Here is a 17810-nt window from a genome sequence, read left to right as displayed (position 1 = left end):
CCTATTCCTCTGTCTTAAAGCGCGGTCCGAATAGTTCCTTCCAGACGTCGTGGTCGTTTTCCGCGGACGCAAAGTTCGCAGTCTCCCATGCGGCCTGCGCCGCTGCGACGATTTCTTTCCGCTCGGCCTCAGTAATGCGGGAGGCGACATTGTTGCTGCTGCAAACGGGGTCCAAAATAACGACAGGATCGTCAAATTCGCCGAGCGGCTTGCTGTTCTCCGGGAAACTGATGATTTCCTTCAGTTCCGACTGGGCGATATAAAGCAGAAACCGCCTGAAGCGCTGCTCAATCGAACCGTCGGCGCCTTCTGCGTCGAGCAATTTCGCGATGATAAGTTCTATGGCGAACGATTTCAGCGCTTTTAACTCAGCGTGGTTGCGCCATTTTTTTCCAAGGCGGACAAGCGTCCTGTAATGATTGTCCTGATCCTTGCGGGTGCGGACAAACTGAATCTGGCACGGCGCGCAGGTCTCCATTTTTGATCCGCTATGAATGTCATACTGCCAGCCATAACCGTCCGCCCCATCGTCCTGGATAACTGGCACGACATCGACGCTAATGCCGCTGGCGATAAAGTTTACGGTGGTGGCTTTCCGCTGCAGTTCGAAATCCTCGACTTTCTTGCTCGGATATATTTTGACCAAGAGATCGAAGATCGTGTCGTTTAACGACTGCAGCGTTTCCTCGTCCGCGTCCTTGTCCGCCACATAAAAGACCACGTCGACATCGACCGGATCTGACGAGGTTTTGCGCAGGATCGTGTGTTTTGCAAAAGATCCCGCCTTAACGACTTTAGTGATCTTAATTTCGGTCTTGTCGCGAATGCTTTTTTTCAGTTCATCGACCAGCCGATCGACCTGCTGATGATATTCCTTCCGCTTGTCGCCAGGCAGTCTCAGCACATTGCTGTCGTAAAAACTGAGTTCCGTGTTCGTCAGCGGCATGGCGCGGCCCCTCCTATTTGAGTCCTTCGGCGGTTGCGGACCCAAGAACGGTCCTTTCTTGCCAATTTGTCGCGGTTTACAAATTGAGGTAATCAGATGATCTATGGCGATAGAATAAGCCATATTTCAGGTAATTCAAGGGGTACAGTTTACAAAAAATTAGAAATACCCATATATGTAAACCGGGGGATCGGAGATGAGGAAATGATCGGACAAAAGCTCAAGGTGGCGCGGGCGGCGGCAGGCTTGTCCCTGCGGGATCTGTCGGCGCGCATCGGCGGCCGGGTCACGGCCCAAGCCATTGGAAAGTACGAGCGGAATGAGGATATGCCGAGTTCTGGCGTACTGATTGCGCTCGCCCGCGCTTTGGGGGTTTCTGAAGACTATTTGCTTAGCGCTTCCGAGCTCGCTCTTGAGGGTGCGGAATTCCGGAAAAAAGCTGGTTCGTCCGCCCGCGAAGAGGCTGCGCTAGAGGCGCGGGCAATCCATTTCATGGAGCGATATCTCGCAATTGAGGATTTGCTGAATTTGCGTAGCGTCGAATGGGAGAAGCCATGGAGCGCCCCCTATCCAGTGAAAGAGTTGCGGGATGCGGAAGACGCCGCCCGTTCCGTTCGAGAGGAATGGGGCTTGGGGAACGACCCTATCCCGAATCTTGCTGAACTCCTTGAAGAGCGGGGAATCAAGATACTTTCGCTTGATCTCGACGACATTGACGGCTTGGCCGCCAAAGTGCGCCGGAAAGACCGTGAGGCGGCGAGAGTGATAGTTATTAAGAAAAGCACGTGGTCCGAGCGAAAGCGATTTAATCTCGCGCACGAACTTGGGCATATGGTGATCGATCCAGCGCAAGGGCTGGATGAAGAAAAGGCTGCCCATCGTTTTGCTGGAGCGTTTCTGATTCCGGCAGATGTTCTGCGTTCTGAAGTCGGCGCCAAAAGATCGTCGATAAGCTTGGGCGAATTGGTTGCGTTGAAGCAACGATTTGGCGTGAGCATCCAGGCAATCGCCTATCGGTGCAAAGATCTTGGAATATTGAATCAAGCTGCGTTTGCTCGGTTGTTCAAAATCTTTGCGCAACGGGGATGGCGAGCGCCGCCCTATGAAGAGCCGGGACGGCTTGATCCTGAAGTTGAAGAGCCAAAGCGCTTTGAGCGGCTATGCTATCGTGCTCTTGCAGAACGAGTGATTGGCGAGTCCCGCGCTGCGGAGCTGCTGGGAATTTCGGTTCGTGAATTAGACGCTCGTCTGGACCAACAGGCGGCCTAGCGTGTGGCGATCCTAGTTTCGGATACGTCGGTTCTTATCGATCTGGAACGTGGGTCGCTCCTGGAGGCGCTATTTCAATTACCTTATCAATTTGTTGTGCCCGATCTTCTATATGAACGCGAACTTGTTGGTCCGTTCGGAGAAACGCTGAAATCGCTGGGGCTCGTAGTTGAGGAACTGACCCCCGACGAAGTTTCGCGAGCTACTCTGGTTCGGCGCGAACGGGCAACGCTATCGGCGCCTGATACATTTGCATTCGCTCTGGCGGAAGCCCGGACTTGGGCTTTGCTAACTGGAGATGGTGAATTACGCAACTTGGCGACCGCCGAAGGCGTCGAATTCCATGGCGTGCTATGGCTGATCGATCAATTCGAAGCAGAAGCCACTATTGCAGTTGAAGACTTGCACGTCGCACTGACGGCTATTTCATCACATCCGCGGTGCCGGTTGCCAAAGGCGGAAATTAAGAAAAGACTAAATAGACTAGCTCCTGGTGGCTGATCAAATCCAACCACTAACAAAAGACTGATCTTGCGGAATAATGTCTCATGAACTCAGGTCGAATTTTGAAGCTCGACAACAATGAATTTCGATTTCACGACGCGGGCAGTTACGCCGACTTGTTTGTAAATGCTGACCGATCACGTTGTTGGAAACTATTTCGAAAATTGCCCGAGAATATGAGATCATTTGATGTCTTTGAGAGTGAGCTTGCTGCATACGAGATTGCAACTAAATCGACTGCCTTACGGAAACTAGTTCCTCAGCTTTATCGGTCACGAATAGCTTCTATCGAAGTTATAGACATAAACGGTCAAAGCGTGACATCTGAATACTTTAGAGGATTGAATTATGAGCTCGAGTTCATCAATAAGCCATTTCAAAAATTTGGTACTCTGTCTTGGGATGATACTCGCAACCTTCGCGAGATCTTTTTTAAAGAAAGTATAACACATCTGAGTGACGCTTCGATTGCAGGGGATGTGAATTCGCCAAAAATAATAGATTTTGCAGTTCAAGAATATGAAATTTGGCACGAATGATACTTAAGTTAGATAGCGTTGGTGTGCTATGCCATCTTATTTTTTAAGGCGGAATAACGATAGGCCCCATGTCACACGAGCCGCCCCTAACAATCCCTATATAAACGCGAGTGACTTCTTATAGTTAGCAAGTCGATGATTGATTCGCGAAACGCCGCAAAGCGGTTGCGAGAATTCAATCATGACGCCGACAAAAATACTTATTGGTCAAGCGATAATCGTCTTCCTTATTATCGGCGCGGCCCTTTGGATTGCGACCGCCTACGTCGCCGGCGCTTTGGGGTTTGATCGTGCGCTTGGCGTACCGTGGTTCGTCGCTTTCGACTTGCCCGTCTATTATCCTTGGCGGCTTTTCGAGTGGTGGTACGCGTTTGAGCCTTATGCGCCCGATGTATTCATGCGCGGCGGCGGAATTGCAGCCTCCGGCGGCATGTTGGGTGCCGCCGCCGCGATTGCCGGTTCCGTATGGCGCGCGCGCCAAACAAAAAATGTAACGACTTTCGGTTCCGCGCGATGGGCTCGCCGCCAAGACATCGCGCATGCCGGCCTTTTCGATGCCCGAGGCGTATTCTTGGGAAAATGGAAGGGCCGGTATCTGCGCCATGACGGCCCCGAACACGTCATGGCGTTCGCCCCGACCCGGTCCGGGAAGGGAGTGGGACTGGTTGTCCCGACGCTCCTCTCCTGGACCGGGAGTGCGGTCATCCACGATATCAAAGGCGAAAACTGGCAGTTGACCGCTGGATGGCGCTCTCGATTTTCACACTGTCTTCTGTTCGATCCGACCAACCCGCTTTCAGCAAAATACAATCCCTTGCTCGAAGTGCGTCGTGGCGACCAAGAGGTGCGCGATGTTCAGAATATAGCCGACATTCTTGTCGATCCGGAAGGATCGCTGGAACGCCGCAGTCATTGGGAAAAGACAGGCCACGCGCTTCTTGTCGGCGTCATCTTGCACGTTCTTTATGCCGAAAGAGAAAAGACGCTGGCGCGCGTTGCCGCGTTTTTATCCGACCCCTCGCGCAGCTTTGAGCGCACGCTCAAAGTGATGATGATCACCAATCATATCGGAACGGTCGAGGTGCCGAAGGTTCATCCGGTGGTGGCGCAAGCCGCGCGGGAGCTGCTCAATAAGTCAGAAAACGAGCGCTCCGGCGTCTTGTCGACGGCGATGAGTTTTCTGGGGCTTTACCGCGATCCGACCATCGCGCGTGTCACGAGCCGTTGCGACTGGAAGATCGACGATTTGATGAACGCTGACAGGCCGGTCTCGCTTTACCTTGTCGTGCCGCCTTCCGACATATCGAGAACCAAGCCGTTGGTGCGCCTTATCTTGAATCAGATCGGCCGTAGGTTGACGGAGGAACTGGAGAGCAACGCTGGCGAGAGAGCGCATCGTTTATTGATGATGCTTGACGAGTTTCCGGCGCTTGGGCGGCTCGATTTCTTTGAATCGGCGCTTGCCTTTATGGCCGGCTACGGAGTTCGCGCTTACCTGATCGCACAGTCACTCAATCAAATCGAGAAAGCATACGGGGCCAATAATTCGATATTGGATAATTGTCATGTGCGCATCGCCTTTGCGGCGAATGACGAACGAACAGCCAAGCGCATTTCGGACTCCCTCGGCACAGCGACGGAATTACGCGCGCAGAAAAACTACGCCGGCCACAGGCTTGCCCCATGGCTCGCACACGTCATGGTGTCGCGTCAGGAGACGGCCCGGCCGTTGCTGACGCCCGGCGAAGTCATGCAGCTTCCGCCAAATGAAGCGATTGCGATGGTGTCGGGCGTCGCGCCGATTCGCGCCCAGAAACTTCAATACTTCCGGGACCAGAATTTCATCGCCCGTTGCCTCGCGCCGCCTGACATTAGAGCCGACGATGACTTCTACACAGATGCGCCGAAGGCCCGTGATGACAATTGGTCCGGCTCCGTCGCCAGGACGGATGCGCGCCTCAGCCAACCCTGGTTCGATATGGTCAAAGGCGAGGGCGAAAATGACGATGGCGGACACGCCATGCAGCATGAATTCGCCATGCCGACGGCAAACAAGCCCGACCCAGAACCGCGCGACCCATCGACGTCAGAGAGTGATGACGACGCTGCGCAAGCCAAGAAGCTTCAGGATATCGCGAGGACCGCGACGCAGCGCGCGGCCGTCATGGATCGCCATCCCGATAGCATCACGCCGAGTTTTTGAGCCATGAAAAAAGCAAGACTGCAGGTTCGGTTGGGAGAAAAAGCGGAAACGCTCTTGTCACGCGCTGCGGAGCGGCCCGGCGTCACCAAGGCGTCGATTGTGGAAGCGGCGATTGTCGAGCTTCTAAATCCCAAAGAAGATTCTCAAGAATATGCAGCGCTCATAAAACGGCTCGACAAGTTGACGCGAGCGATGGAGCGCCTCGCCGACGACGCATCAGCTCAGACCGAAACGCTCGCGCTCTACATTCTCTATTATCTCTGCATCACGCCGCCACTGCCGGAGCAAAACCGCGCCGCCGCTGAAGCGTTAGGTCAAAAGCGGTTCGAGCGGTTTATCTCGCAGGTCGGCGATCGCCTCATGGGACAGGAGCGATTTACCGACACGCTGCTCGAACATATGGGCTTGAGCGCGGCGACGAGCGAACAGCGCGGGGAGGCGGTCCAATGACCAACGTCCAGGGTCATCAGCACGCCGCGCGGGTCGCGATTCGACGGATTTCGATGCTCAAGACTGCGTTCGGGCCGGCTATCGCCAGCGCGCTTGACGATGATAGCGTGACCGAAATCATCGCCAATCCCGACGGTGCGTTGTGGATCGAGCGCGCTGGCATTGGTCGTGAGAGAGCGGACGCGCCCATGGCGGCGGCCGATGTCGAGCGGATTATCCGTCTTGTCGCGTCGGCTCTCGACACGGTCTGCGATCACGAGCACCCGATTGTCTCCGGTGAACTACCAGGAACCGGTGAACGCTTTGAAGGGGTCCTGCCGCCAGTCTCAAGCAACCCCGCATTCACAATCCGAAAGCCCTCGAAGATCGCCATTCCTCTCGACGATAATGTGATGGCCGGGGTCATGACGCAACGTCAGGCGCAGGTTCTAAGATCGGCCGTGCGCATGCGGAGCAGTGTTCTGATCGCTGGCGGTACGGCGTCCGGCAAAACAACTCTGGCGAACTCACTTCTTGCTGAAATCACAGAAAACAATGAACGGCTTGTCATTCTCGAAGACACGCGAGAGCTACGATGCGAAGCAAAAGACTCCATCGCCTTGCGCACATCGCAACGCGTAACGCTCGAAGCGCTCGTCCGTTCAACCATGCGGTTGCGCCCGGACCGGATCATCGTCGGGGAGGTCCGCGGCGGCGAAGCGCTCGATCTCATGAAAGCCTGGAACACGGGCCATCCCGGCGGCATCGCTACTATTCATGCGAATTCAGCGGTCTTGGCGCTTGCACGTCTGGAGCAACTGATTGGAGAGCGATCGCAAAGCGCATCGCAATCCCTAATAGCGGAAGCCGTCGATGTCGTCGTCTTCATCGAGAAGACGCAAGAAGGACGGCGCGTCGCCGAAATCATTCGCGTCACAGGACATGACCGACAGCAAGGCTACATGCTGGAGCCAGCCGACGCGCCTGAACTTTTCATCGTCAATAACGGAGACCATTCATGATCGCTCGCAACTATTCTCGCGCCCTTCACCTGTCGGCGTTGCTTGCCGTCGTCCTGTTGTTCTTCAGCGGACATGCTCACGCTGCGGGATCTGGCATGCCGTGGGAAGCGCCATTGACGCAAATTCTCGCCTCGATTGAGGGGCCTGTCGCGCGCATCGTGGCTGTCATCATCATTATTATCACCGGACTGTCACTTGCGTTCGGGGATACGTCCGGCGGATTCCGCCGCCTTATTCAGATTGTTTTCGGGCTCTCGATCGCATTCGCCGCGACGAGCTTCTTCCTCGCTTTTTTCTCCTTCGGCGGCGGCGCGCTGGTTTGAAGGGAAAGGCAATGATCGAAGGTTACTCTATCCCCATTCATCGCAGCCTGACGGAGCCGCTCTTAATGGCGGGCGCGCCGCGCGGCATCGCCATCATCAACGGCACCATCGCCGCCGCCGTCGGTCTCGGGATGCAGATGTGGTTGGCGGGCATTGTGCTGGGACTGATCGGACATGCCGCCGCAGTTTACGCTGCGAAGAACGACCCGAAGTTTCTCGAAGTGGGCGTCAGACACTTGAAGCATGGACCGTATCTCTCATGCTGAATCTCGCCGAATATCAAAAGCGTCCGAAGCGCCTTGCAGATTATCTTCCCTGGGCGGCGCTTGTCGCGCCGGGCATCGTCCTGAATAAAGACGGCGCCCTGCAGCGGACTGTCCGTTACCGCGGACCTGACCTCGAAAGCGCCAGCCCCCAAGAACTTCTCAGTTATACGGCGCGCATCAACAACGTTTTACGCAGGTTCCGATCAGGTTGGGTATTGCATTTTGAATCTGCGAGGGTTCCCGCAGCGGATTATCCGACGAGCGAGTGGCTGTGCCCCTTATCATTCCTCATCGACGAGGAGCGCCGCGCTGCGTTTGAGTCAACCGCGGAATATTTCGAATGCGAATACTATCTTACCGTCGCTTATATGCCGCCGGCGGACAGGACGGCGCGAGCCGAGCGAGCATTCCTGAAACAAGATGAACTTGTCCCTCCGGACCATGCGGGCGACCGTCTCGGTTATTTTGTCCAGGAGACGGATAAAGCGATCGACCTTCTGGCGCTGGCGATGCCAGAATGTCGCCCGCTAAATGACGATGAAACGCTTGCCTATCTGCACGCGTGTATTTCTTCAAAACGGCATGAAATCATCGCGCCGGAAACGCCTCTCTATCTTGATGCCCTGTTGGTTGATGAGCCGCTCACAGGCGGACTTGAGCCAAAACTGGGTGAAGCGCACCTGCGGGTGATTTCCGTCCTTGGTTTTCCGCCGGCGAGCGAACCGGGTTTCTTGGATAGCCTCAACGCGCTCGCGTTTCCGTATCGCTGGACGACAAGGTTCATCGCCATGGACAAGGCGAGGGCGTCAGCCGAACTCGCCAAATACCGCCGCCAGTGGTTCGCCAAACGCAAATCCATCGCCGCAATCATCAAGGAGACGCTGTTCAATGAAGCAAGCACGCTCGTAGACACGGACGCTGATAATAAGACGGCGGATGCGGACGCCGCGCTGCAGGAGCTCGGCGCCGACGACGTTTCTTTCGGGTTTCTGACGACGACGGTTGTCGTACACGATCAGGAGCGGAGCGTCGTTGATCAGCGCGTGCGGGAAACCGAACGCGTCTTGAACGAACGCGGCTTCGTGACCATTCGGGAGTCGGTGAACTCCGTAGATGCATGGCTCGGCAGCCTCCCCGGACATCTCTACGCAAATATCCGCCAGCCGCTCGTTCACACGTTAAACCTTGCGCATATCGCGCCATTGTCCTCCGTCTGGGCGGGGCCGGCGCGTAACGATCATCTGGACGGACCGCCCTTGGCCCTGGCGACGACCCGCGGTCATACGCCGTTTCGGTTATCGACCCATATTGGCGATGTCGGTCACACGTTGATCGTCGGACCAACCGGCGCCGGGAAATCGGTGCTTCTCGCGTTCATCGCCGCGCAATTTCGCCGTTATATGAATGCGCAAGTTTTTGCATTCGATAAAGGCCGCTCGATCCGCGCTGCATGCCTCGGTCTCGAAGGGGTCATCTATAATCTTGGGTCTAAGGCGGATCTTTCCTTCCAACCCTTGCGCGATCTTGAGGCGCCGGAAGACAAGGCGCGCGCCCAACGCTGGCTGCTCGGCTTGCTGGCGCAGGAAGGCATGACGGTCGATCCTCCAATAAAAGAGGCGGTTTGGTCTGCGCTATCCAGTCTTGCCGCGGCGCCGACCGCCGAGCGCACGCTCACTGGCTTCTCGCTCCTGGTCCAAGACCGGAGTCTTCGCAATGCGTTGAAGCCTTTCACCGTTGAAGGCGCATTCGGCGATCTCTTTGACGCAGATAATGAGGCGTTTTCGTTTTCGAATCTCGTTTGCTTCGAGATGGAGGAGCTCATGCGGCAGCAGTCGGCTATCGCACCGGCGCTCACCTATCTCTTTGACCGGCTGGAAGAGCGGTTCAACGGAAATCCCACGCTGTTGTTGTTGGACGAAGCCTGGCTCTTTCTCGACAATCCAATGTTTTCGGGAAGAATCCGAGACTGGCTGAAGACGCTTCGCAAGAAGAATGTTTCTGTCATCTTTGCGACCCAGTCGCTGAGCGACGTGCAAGGCTCCGCGATTGCGCCGGCTATTATAGAATCCTGCCCATCGCGAATATTCCTGCCCAATCCGCGGGCGCGAGAGTCGAGCATCTGTTCGGCATATTCGAACTTTGGACTAAACGACCGGCAAATCGACATCATCGCAAGTATGACGCCCAAGCAGGAGTATTATTACCAGTCTCCCGTGGGCAATCGCATTTTTGATCTTCGGTTGGGTGACATTGCGCTCGCCTTTTGCGGGGCGTCTACGCCGCAGGATCACCGGCTCATTGACAAGATAATCGCCGAGGCGAGCGACGCGCCCTTTGCGCAGCAATTGCTTGCCGCAAAAGGGCTCGACTGGGCCGCCGCCCTCTTGCCGGAACCATCATCATCGAAAGGAGAAAGAGAATGAAACGCAAAATGAAAACCCTTGTTTCAACACTTGCGCTGGCGATCTCGGCGAGCATCGCGCAGGCGCCCCCGGCCAACGCCTTTATTCTGGGCGGGATCGTTTACGATCCGACGAACTATGCGCAAAATCTTCTGACGGCCGCACGCACGCTTGAGATGATCAACAATCAGATCAAGCAATTGACGAATGAAGCGGCGATGATCGCCAATCAGGCGAAAGAACTGACCCAGCTTCCCTATTCCGCAAAGGCGGCTTTGAAAGCGCGACTCGTTGAGATCGACAAGTTGATTCAGACCGCCAATGGGCTTGCCTATGATGTGGTGACCATCGACGCCGCCTTCAAAACGCTCTTTCCTGAAGATTATTCCGCCTTTTCCAACCTCGCCATGGGCGCGGCGGCGAATGCTCACTGGAAAGAAGCGAGCAGGGCGCTGAATGACGCCCTCGTTATGCAGGCGAAGGTGACCGAAACGATTGCCTTCGACGTTTCGACGCTCGAAGAAATTGTCACAGAGAGCGAAACCGCGATCGGCGGCCTGCAGGTTGAGCAGGCCGGAAACCAGCTGCTCGCGCTTCAAACGAAGCAGTCCATGCAGACCGCGCAATTACTGGCGGTTCAGTATCGCGCCGAGGCGCTGGATCGCGCCCGCCAGCTGCAAACGGAAGAACGCGCCCGCATTCATCGCGGACGCTTTCTCGGCGACGGCTCCGCTTACACGCCATCTTAATCAACGAGCACGCCCATGGACGACCTCAACGTCATCGACGATTTCACCAGCACGTTCATCGCCTATATCGATAGCGGCTTTGGGCTGCTTGCCGGCGATGTCGGCTTTCTGACCGCTGTCCTGATTGGCATTGATGTCGTCCTTGCAGGATTGTTCTGGGCGTTTGCCGGCGAACAGAACGTCCTGGGTCAGTTTGTCAAAAAAGTGCTCTATGTCGGCGCGTTCGCTTTCATCATCAACAACTTCGCGTTGCTAGCGAATATTATCTTTTCGTCTTATGCGGGGCTCGGCCTCGTGGCGACGGGAACGTCGCTTACCGCGGCGGACCTTCTAAAGCCGGGTTTTGTTGCGGCAACAGGATATGACGCGGCTTATCCGCTTCTGGAGGAAGCGAATTCTCTAATCGGCTTCCCGAGCTTCTTCACCAACTTCGTCACGATCATGATCATTTTGCTGTCATGGGTGATCGTGCTCTTTGCTTTCTTTATTCTCGCCATTCAGCTTTTTGTCACGATCATTGAATTCAAGCTGACGACGCTTGCGGGTTTTGTCCTCGTTCCCTTCGCGCTCTGGAACAAGACATCGTTTCTGGCGGAGCGCGTGCTCGGCAATGTTGTCGCGTCCGGCGTCAAGCTCATGGTTCTCGCCATCATCGTCGGCATCGGCTCGACCATATTCGGATCGGTCACCTCAACATTCACGCCCGGATCTGTGACCCTAGAACAGGCAGCGTCAACGATACTCGGTTCTCTTTCGCTATTGGCGCTTGGCATTTTCGGGCCTGGGATCGCCACGGGGCTTGTCGCCGGCGCCCCGCAACTCGGCGCAGGCGCAGCGGTTGCCACGGCTGCGGGCACTGGCGCGGCAGTGATAGGCGCAGGCGCGCTTGCGGCGTCTGGCGCCCGTGCGAGCGTCGCCGCCGGTCAATCGGCCGTGCGCGCTGGAGCGTCAATGGCCGGCGGGGCAAGCGCTGCGTACTCCCTAGGTCGCGTCGGGTCCGGCGAAAGCGGATGGTGCTCAACCGCCGCTGGCGTCGGCGCTGTCGCCCAGGCGGGCGCCGCTGGCGTTGCTGACCGCGCTCGCAGTTCCGTAGCGCGCGCAATGGGTTCGCCAGGCGAAGCCTTTCAATCGGGCGCGCGGCGCGCATTTACGTCTACCGGCGGATCAATCAACCAGGCGCTTTCGGCGGCCAAAGGCGCGCCAGGCGTGAAAGACGCAGCGGCAAATAACGCGCCGGATTGGGCGCAGCGCATGCGCCGCGAGCAGGGATTGCGGGACGCGAGCCTCACAGCGACGCATATGGTCGCTTCGGGAGACCGACCGGGTTCCGGCGATGCGCCAAAACTTCGACAGGACGAGGACTGAGATGATGTTCAAGCGCTCTTCCGTAAAATACGGCGAAACCCCGGCGCCGGAGACTCCCTATCAACGCGCGCAAGCGATCTGGGATGAGCGGATCGGGTCCTCGCGCGCACAGGCAGCGAACTGGAGATTGGCGGCTTTCGGATCGCTCATCATTGCGTTGTCAGCAGTAGGCGGGCTCTTGTGGCGATCGACGCAATCGATCGTGACGCCTTATGTCGTCGAGGTTGACGCGGCGGGCACAGTCCGCGCCGTCGGCCCAGCGGTCGAAACTTACAAACCGAAAGACGCGCAGATCGCCCACCACATCGCGAATTTTATTCGTAATGTCCGCTCCATTTCGATTGACCCCGTCGTGGTTCGTGAAAACTGGCTGAAGGCTTATGATTTCGCCACGGATCGCGGCGCCGTCGCATTAAATGATTACGCACGAGAGAACGATCCTTTCGCTGAAATCGGCCGACGCAGCGTCAATGTGGAAGTGACCAGCGTGGTGCGCGCCAGCGATGACAGCTTCGAAGTGCGCTGGATCGAAAAAACTTACACCAACGGCCAGTTTGAGAGACAGGAGCGGTTTACCGCCCATATCACGATCGTCCTGTCGCCGCCGCGTACAGCGGAAGCGATCCATAAAAACCCGCTCGGAATTTACGTTCACGGAATCAATTGGTCGAAGGACCTCTCATGAGGAGGCTTGGTATGAGGCGTTTATTATTAGCAGCGAGCGTCGCCGGATTAGCCGGGTGCGAAACGGCGAAGTTTGAGGCGCCGCTTGATCCAGCGCCAATGAAGCCCGCGCGAGAGATCGCCTTTGGCGATGACGAGCCATTGCGCGAGATCGTCGAGACCGCAAGGCCTTATCCGTTACCTGGACAATTGAAACCGAAAGAAGAACCCGCGCCGCCGCCATCGCTCGCCCCTTTCGAACGGATCGACGCTGCAAACGACCGCGCCAAGGTGGAGCCCGACCTCGACCGGTTTCTCAATGCCGTACAGGTCTATCCCTTCATGGACGGCGCCCTTTATCGACTTTATGCGGCGCCGGAGCAGGTGACGGATATCGCGTTGGAGCCGGGCGAAATTCTCAATTCGGTTTCCGCTGGCGACACGGTTCGCTGGATTGTCGGCGATACGACCAGCGGCGGGCCCTATGGAAATAATGGCGGCGAGCGCGTGCATATTCTCGTGAAGCCGATTGCGCCGGATCTAAAAACCAATCTTGTCATCACAACGGACCGTCGCGCCTATCACCTCGAAATGCGCTCGTTTCGCGAAACCTATATGGCCGCGATTTCCTGGACCTATCCGCAAGACCAGTTCAAACGCCGCCGTTACGAGAACGAACAGTTGCGCAAGCGCGACGAAATGATCGTCGCTGCGGGCGTATCGCCCGGCGATTTGCAGTTTCGCTATGAAATCGAGGGCGACAAACCGCAATGGCGTCCCGTCCGCGTCTTCGATGACGGGCGTCAGGTGTTCATCCAGTTTCCTGAAAACATATCGCAAGGCGAAGCGCCGCCGCTATTCGTGCTCGGACGCAAAGGCGATCCAGAACTCGTCAACTACCGGATGCGCGGCAACTACTATGTCGTCGATCGTCTCTTTGCAGCCGCTGAATTGCGTCTCGGCGGGAAGAAACAGGATGTCGTCCGTATTGTACGTACCGACGTGAAGAGGCGGTCGTGACCGAACGTGACAAAGTAGACCCATCGACGCTCGAACTGCGGCCCCGGCCGCGACCCGTCACGCGACTTAACAAGAACGCGCTGATGCTGGCGGCTGGCGGGGCGGCGCTTGTCATCTTTGCCGCGACAAGCATTGCGTTAAGGCCGCCGCGCGCGGCAAGCGATGCGCGTCCACAAGAATTATACAATGTGGATACCAAGCCGACCGCCGAAGGTCTGGAGGCCTTGCCGTCCAGTTATGCCGATATTCGCCCGCCGCTTGGCGACCCGTTGCCAGGCGATCTTGGCGCAGCGCTTCTTCGCGCACAGCAGGCGGCGCAAAACTCGGGCCAGTCGGAAATAGACCTCTCGGCGCCGCCGCCCGTCGCGCCGTTTCGGAATTCACCCGAGGCCGATGCGGCGAGGGAGGCGGCGCTCCGGGAAGCGCAAATGGCCGCCGATGCGCGCGAGGCGGGGGTGTTCTTTCAATTGTCGATGCCCGCAGTCCAGGCGATCACCAAAGGAAGCGCTTCTGAACGCGTGTCGCCTTTTGATATTGCATCAGCCTTTCAAGGCGCCGCAGCGACGCCGGCGCCGTTCGGCAGCGAACGGGAAAACGATCCAAGCCGACAATTCCGGAAACTTCAGTTTCTGGAGGGGGGCCTCGATTCCGCGACTGACAACAGCCATCGTCTCGAAGACCCGGAAACGCCATTCGAAGTTATGGCCGGCTCAATTATCCCGGCAAGCCTGATCACGGGCGTCAATTCCGACCTGCCGGGAACGGTCGTCGCGCAGGTCACGCAAAATGTTTACGACACGGTGAGCGGCCAGTATGTGCTGATCCCTCAGGGCGCGAAAATAATTGGCCGATACGACAGCGTGATCGCGTTTGGGCAGTCCCGCGCCCTTTTAGTCTGGTCGCGTATTATCTATCCGGACGGCGCATCGATCGTCATCGAAAACATGCCAGCGAGCGACGTATCCGGTTACGCCGGTCTCGCCGATAAGGTGGACTTTCATACATTCCGCTTGCTGAAAGGCATCGTCCTTTCAACGTTGCTCGGCGTCGGAACGGAATTGTCTTTCGGCGACTCTGAAAGCGATCTGGTAGAGGCGCTGCGAGAGTCCGCACAGTCATCCGCAAATCAAGCCGGCCAAAGAATTGTCCAGCGGAATCTCGACATTCAGCCGACAATTAGGATCAGGCCAGGATGGCCGTTCCGCATCATCGTTCACAAAGATCTCGTTCTTCGCCCGTATGAAGCGGAAGGAGCGATCCGATGACCCTAAAACTCGGCCCGATTCCGGAACGCGCCCCGGTCAAACTTAGCATTTCGCTCTCGCCCTCCGTTTACGAAGCGCTTGTCGATTATGCGGCGCTTCATGAGCGCGCCTATGGCGCGAAGGCGTCGATCCCGGAAGTCGCAGCGTTAATGATTGAAAACTTCCTGGAAAGCGACCGGTCCTTTCGGCGCGCGCGCAAAACCCTTCATCAACCCGTGAAAACAAAGGAGACTTCAAAATGAGCGTAATCGGCACATTTTCGAAAAGCCCGGATGGATACGTCGGAACGATCCGAACCATGACAATCAACGTGAAAGCGAAAATCGTCGCCAACGACAAGAACGGCAATGACAAAGCGCCGGATTTTCGAATTATCGCCGGCGGCGCGGAGCTTGGCGCCGCCTGGCGTTCGAACAGCTCAGGCGAGGACAAGAAATCGTTCCTCAGCGTTGAACTCGATGACCCGAGTTTTGCGGCTCCCGTCCGCGCGGCTTTTTTTGAGAATGCGGACGACGAGACCGGCGCTCTGGTTTGGAGCAGGGCGCGCAACGCGTAAGCGCTAAATCAGCAAACTTCGTTCTGTTGAGAGTAGGAGTGTGAAATGTCGCTTGCAGCAAGAAACCATCAATCCGATTTGACGAAAAAGGATCGGCTCAACAACGAAGAAGCCGCGAAGTATCTTGGTCTGAAAGCCGCCACTTTGAATAAATGGCGGGTTTATGGCGAAGGGCCCCCGTTCATCAAGGTAGGCCGTCTAGTGCGTTATAGGCGCGTCGATCTTGATGCTTACCTTTCGGGACGCTTGGTCCAATCTACCAGTGAATTCTCGGCGCGCTAGGTTATACATCCGATACTAAGCTGCGGTCCGTGGCGCGGCTATAATTATCACGGCCCCAATGAGGCAGAAGCTGGCTCCGATAATATCCCAACGGTCCGGTTTCAAACCTTCAATGAACCACAACCATGCAAGAGAGCTGGCAATATAAACCCCGCCGTAGGCAGCGTATGTTCGGCCAGCAGCAATGCTATCGACCAAAGTTAGCAATATCGCGAACAAGATTAGCGACGCGATCCCCGGCAAAAGCCACCAGATAGACTTGTCGAGCCGAAGCCACGCCCAGAATGCGAAGCATCCTGCGATCTCGGCGATGGCTGCAGCAATATAGGCGGCGATGGTCGGCATTCTTGTTGTCCTTGTGATTAATGATTGACGCCTGAATCGACATCCAATTCAAGGATTCCATCTGAGGTGAGACGAAATTTCAGTTGTGATGATCCGCGCAAAGGGATTGACGTATGTTATGGTAGCTCATTTGGCGGTGGAAAATTGAGTAGAAGCTGCATTTGACGACGGAGCGCCCCGGCAGCCAGAAGATGGTCGCCTGTTTATGCTGCTTCGCGAGAAGCTGAATCTTCCGAGACTAAGGTTTCAGATGAATTTAGCCTTTGAAGAATTGTTTCACTGACGCGATCCGCAGCGTCCGCAAGCACATAGTCGACACGATGGGCATATCGGCTTGTTACACTCGACAGTTTGTGTCCGAGCAGGCCGGCAATGATTAGCTCGCTATATCCCAATTCAAAGGCCACCGTGGCATAACTATGTCTGAAAACGTGAGGCGTCACCCCACTGACCCCTGACTCCTTCATAAGCCAGGCCAGAAATTTTCTGATTTCTTTGATGGGCCCGTCGCACAATTCAGACGGGAACACGAAATTGGCATCCATTTCATGCGGAAGCGATGATAAATGATCGAACGCCGCTTTTCCGCAAGGACGAAGCTGCGGTCCGGTCTTTGAATCCTGAAGCCGAATGCAGCGACTTTGAGGGTCAATCTCGACCCATTTCAGATTCAATATTTCTCCTCTTCTGCAGCCGGTGAGCATGAGGGCGACGGCGGCGTTCATTAGGGTAGGGCTGAGTTCCAGCTCTCTGGCCCGAACCAGCGCGAGGCCGATCGCCTTATACTCAGCCTCTGATAGGAATCGCGTGCGTTTGCCCTCCGCTGGTTTGTCGATATTCAGGCAAGGATTGTCTTCGACCCATCCTGACCGCATGGCGAATTTGTACATCGCAGAGAGCAGATGAACGGACTTGGCGCCTACCTGCGCGCCGCCGCGGACAATCGAGCGCCGTCTCGGCCCGGTCTTGACATCGACGGCGGTTTTTCCGTCGCGAACGTCGTACATAAAGCGTTCGATATCCATCCGTTTCAGGTCGGCGATTCGCTTTTTACCGAGCAGGGGTTTGATGTGCCTTTCGATTCGCCCCTTATCAACCGCCAACGTAGAGGGCTTTTTCGGGCGGTTTCGATGAAGAATTCGCTCAGCTTCCGCCTCCGTAAAGTATCGGTCGCAAAGTTCAGTGATCGTCATTCCGTTTCTGTATTCACGCGCCTCGCCCACAGGGTCGGCGCCAGCGGCGACCTTGCCGAGTTCGACGAGAGCCAGTTTTCGGGCTTTCTCGACTGTCAGAGCGCCGTATTTCCCCAAGGTTGTTTTGCGCTGCTCTCCGTTCGCAGTCCGGTATTTGATCTGGAATGACTTCACGCCAGATGGTTTGACCCGAACACCGAAACCGGTCAGATCTGCATCCCATACTGAGTAGTCACGGCCGGCGATTGGCTTCAACTGATCAACGCTTCGTTTTGTAAGTCGTTCTATGTTTCGGCGGGGCATTTTCGAGTCCCTATTTCCATCACGCCGGAGGTCGGCGGGGTACCTAGGGGGTACCAAACGGCGTCAAATTCGATCCAAAATCAGAAAATCCAGTTTAACTTTTTTGACGCCGAAAGTCCAATAAACCACTGAAAAATATGGCTTAATCACACTAGAGAAAGCTGGG

General features: G+C 56.2%; 20 protein-coding genes. 17 read left to right on the top strand and 3 right to left on the bottom strand.

Annotated features, from left to right (window positions below; genetic code table 11):
• Position 1: 1 nt before the first annotated feature.
• Positions 2-946 carry a CBASS oligonucleotide cyclase gene (locus PUV54_RS01520; RefSeq protein WP_274493752.1) on the bottom strand — a complete coding sequence of 315 codons (945 nt, stop codon included), beginning with the start codon at positions 944-946 and terminating at the stop codon, positions 2-4.
• A gap of 204 nt (positions 947-1150) precedes the next feature.
• Between PUV54_RS01520 and PUV54_RS01515 the strand changes: the two genes are divergently transcribed.
• From PUV54_RS01515 to PUV54_RS01435, 17 genes are all read left to right on the top strand, one after another.
• Positions 1151-2215 carry a helix-turn-helix domain-containing protein gene (locus tag PUV54_RS01515; RefSeq protein WP_104831424.1) on the top strand — a complete coding sequence of 355 codons (1065 nt, stop codon included), beginning with the start codon at positions 1151-1153 and terminating at the stop codon, positions 2213-2215.
• 3 nt (positions 2216-2218) lie between these two features.
• Positions 2219-2716, top strand: coding sequence for a PIN domain-containing protein (locus PUV54_RS01510; RefSeq protein WP_274493751.1), 498 nt, complete (start codon positions 2219-2221; stop codon positions 2714-2716).
• A 179-nt stretch (positions 2717-2895) separates the two neighbouring features.
• The gene (locus PUV54_RS01505) at positions 2896-3258 is read left to right on the top strand and encodes a hypothetical protein (RefSeq protein WP_274493750.1); all 363 of its coding nucleotides are present in this window, start codon (positions 2896-2898) and stop codon (positions 3256-3258) included.
• Positions 3259-3439: 181 nt separating this feature from the next.
• Complete coding sequence (locus tag PUV54_RS01500) at positions 3440-5461, top strand: conjugal transfer protein TraG (protein WP_274493749.1); 2022 nt, start codon at positions 3440-3442, stop codon at positions 5459-5461.
• A gap of 3 nt (positions 5462-5464) precedes the next feature.
• Complete coding sequence (locus PUV54_RS01495; protein WP_274493748.1) at positions 5465-5911, top strand: CopG family transcriptional regulator; 447 nt, start codon at positions 5465-5467, stop codon at positions 5909-5911.
• Positions 5908-6912, top strand: coding sequence for a P-type conjugative transfer ATPase TrbB (gene trbB, locus PUV54_RS01490; protein WP_274493747.1), 1005 nt, complete (start codon positions 5908-5910; stop codon positions 6910-6912). The genes PUV54_RS01495 and trbB overlap by 4 nt, the downstream gene beginning before the upstream one ends.
• The gene (locus PUV54_RS01485; RefSeq protein ID WP_274493746.1) at positions 6909-7235 is read left to right on the top strand and encodes a TrbC/VirB2 family type IV secretion system protein; all 327 of its coding nucleotides are present in this window, start codon (positions 6909-6911) and stop codon (positions 7233-7235) included. The genes trbB and PUV54_RS01485 overlap by 4 nt, the downstream gene beginning before the upstream one ends.
• 11 nt (positions 7236-7246) lie before the next feature.
• Positions 7247-7501: a VirB3 family type IV secretion system protein gene (locus tag PUV54_RS01480; RefSeq protein WP_274493745.1), complete on the top strand. Its 255-nt coding sequence runs from the start codon at positions 7247-7249 to the stop codon at positions 7499-7501.
• Positions 7495-9924, top strand: a complete 2430-nt coding sequence (trbE, locus tag PUV54_RS01475; protein WP_274493744.1) for a conjugal transfer protein TrbE — start codon at positions 7495-7497, stop codon at positions 9922-9924. The genes PUV54_RS01480 and trbE overlap by 7 nt, the downstream gene beginning before the upstream one ends.
• Positions 9921-10652: a P-type conjugative transfer protein TrbJ gene (trbJ, locus tag PUV54_RS01470; protein WP_274493743.1), complete on the top strand. Its 732-nt coding sequence runs from the start codon at positions 9921-9923 to the stop codon at positions 10650-10652. The genes trbE and trbJ overlap by 4 nt, the downstream gene beginning before the upstream one ends.
• A 15-nt stretch (positions 10653-10667) precedes the next feature.
• Positions 10668-12017 carry a P-type conjugative transfer protein TrbL gene (gene trbL / locus PUV54_RS01465; RefSeq protein ID WP_274493742.1) on the top strand — a complete coding sequence of 450 codons (1350 nt, stop codon included), beginning with the start codon at positions 10668-10670 and terminating at the stop codon, positions 12015-12017.
• 1 nt (position 12018) lies between these two features.
• Positions 12019-12702, top strand: coding sequence for a conjugal transfer protein TrbF (gene trbF / locus PUV54_RS01460; protein WP_274493741.1), 684 nt, complete (start codon positions 12019-12021; stop codon positions 12700-12702).
• 11 nt (positions 12703-12713) lie between these two features.
• Positions 12714-13700, top strand: a complete 987-nt coding sequence (trbG, locus tag PUV54_RS01455) for a P-type conjugative transfer protein TrbG (protein WP_274493740.1) — start codon at positions 12714-12716, stop codon at positions 13698-13700.
• Entirely contained in the window at positions 13697-14965 is a 1269-nt protein-coding gene (locus PUV54_RS01450) for a TraB/TrbI/VirB10 family type IV secretion system protein (RefSeq protein WP_274493739.1), read from the top strand. The genes trbG and PUV54_RS01450 overlap by 4 nt, the downstream gene beginning before the upstream one ends.
• Positions 14962-15207, top strand: a complete 246-nt coding sequence (locus tag PUV54_RS01445) for a DUF2274 domain-containing protein (RefSeq protein WP_274493738.1) — start codon at positions 14962-14964, stop codon at positions 15205-15207. The genes PUV54_RS01450 and PUV54_RS01445 overlap by 4 nt, the downstream gene beginning before the upstream one ends.
• On the top strand, positions 15204-15521 hold the full coding sequence (locus PUV54_RS01440) for a DUF736 domain-containing protein (protein ID WP_274493737.1): 318 nt from the start codon (positions 15204-15206) through the stop codon (positions 15519-15521). Before PUV54_RS01445 ends, PUV54_RS01440 begins: the two co-directional genes overlap by 4 nt.
• Before the next feature lie 45 nt (positions 15522-15566).
• Positions 15567-15803, top strand: a complete 237-nt coding sequence (locus tag PUV54_RS01435) for a helix-turn-helix transcriptional regulator (protein ID WP_274493736.1) — start codon at positions 15567-15569, stop codon at positions 15801-15803.
• A 15-nt stretch (positions 15804-15818) separates the two neighbouring features.
• On the opposite strand, the gene PUV54_RS01430 is transcribed toward PUV54_RS01435, so the two are convergent.
• Together PUV54_RS01430 and PUV54_RS01425 are read right to left on the bottom strand one after the other, a co-directional pair.
• A complete protein-coding gene (locus PUV54_RS01430) occupies positions 15819-16148 on the bottom strand; it encodes a YnfA family protein (protein WP_274493735.1) in 330 nt (109 codons plus the stop codon).
• A 203-nt stretch (positions 16149-16351) separates the two neighbouring features.
• Positions 16352-17644, bottom strand: coding sequence for a tyrosine-type recombinase/integrase (locus PUV54_RS01425; protein WP_274493734.1), 1293 nt, complete (start codon positions 17642-17644; stop codon positions 16352-16354).
• Positions 17645-17810: the final 166 nt, after the last annotated feature.

The sequence above is a fragment of the Hyphococcus flavus genome (assembly GCF_028748065.1).
Classification (GTDB): domain Bacteria; phylum Pseudomonadota; class Alphaproteobacteria; order Caulobacterales; family Parvularculaceae; genus Hyphococcus; species Hyphococcus flavus.
The sequence above is the reverse complement of the archived record's forward strand: the minus strand, read 5'-3'. Positions and strand labels throughout refer to the sequence as shown.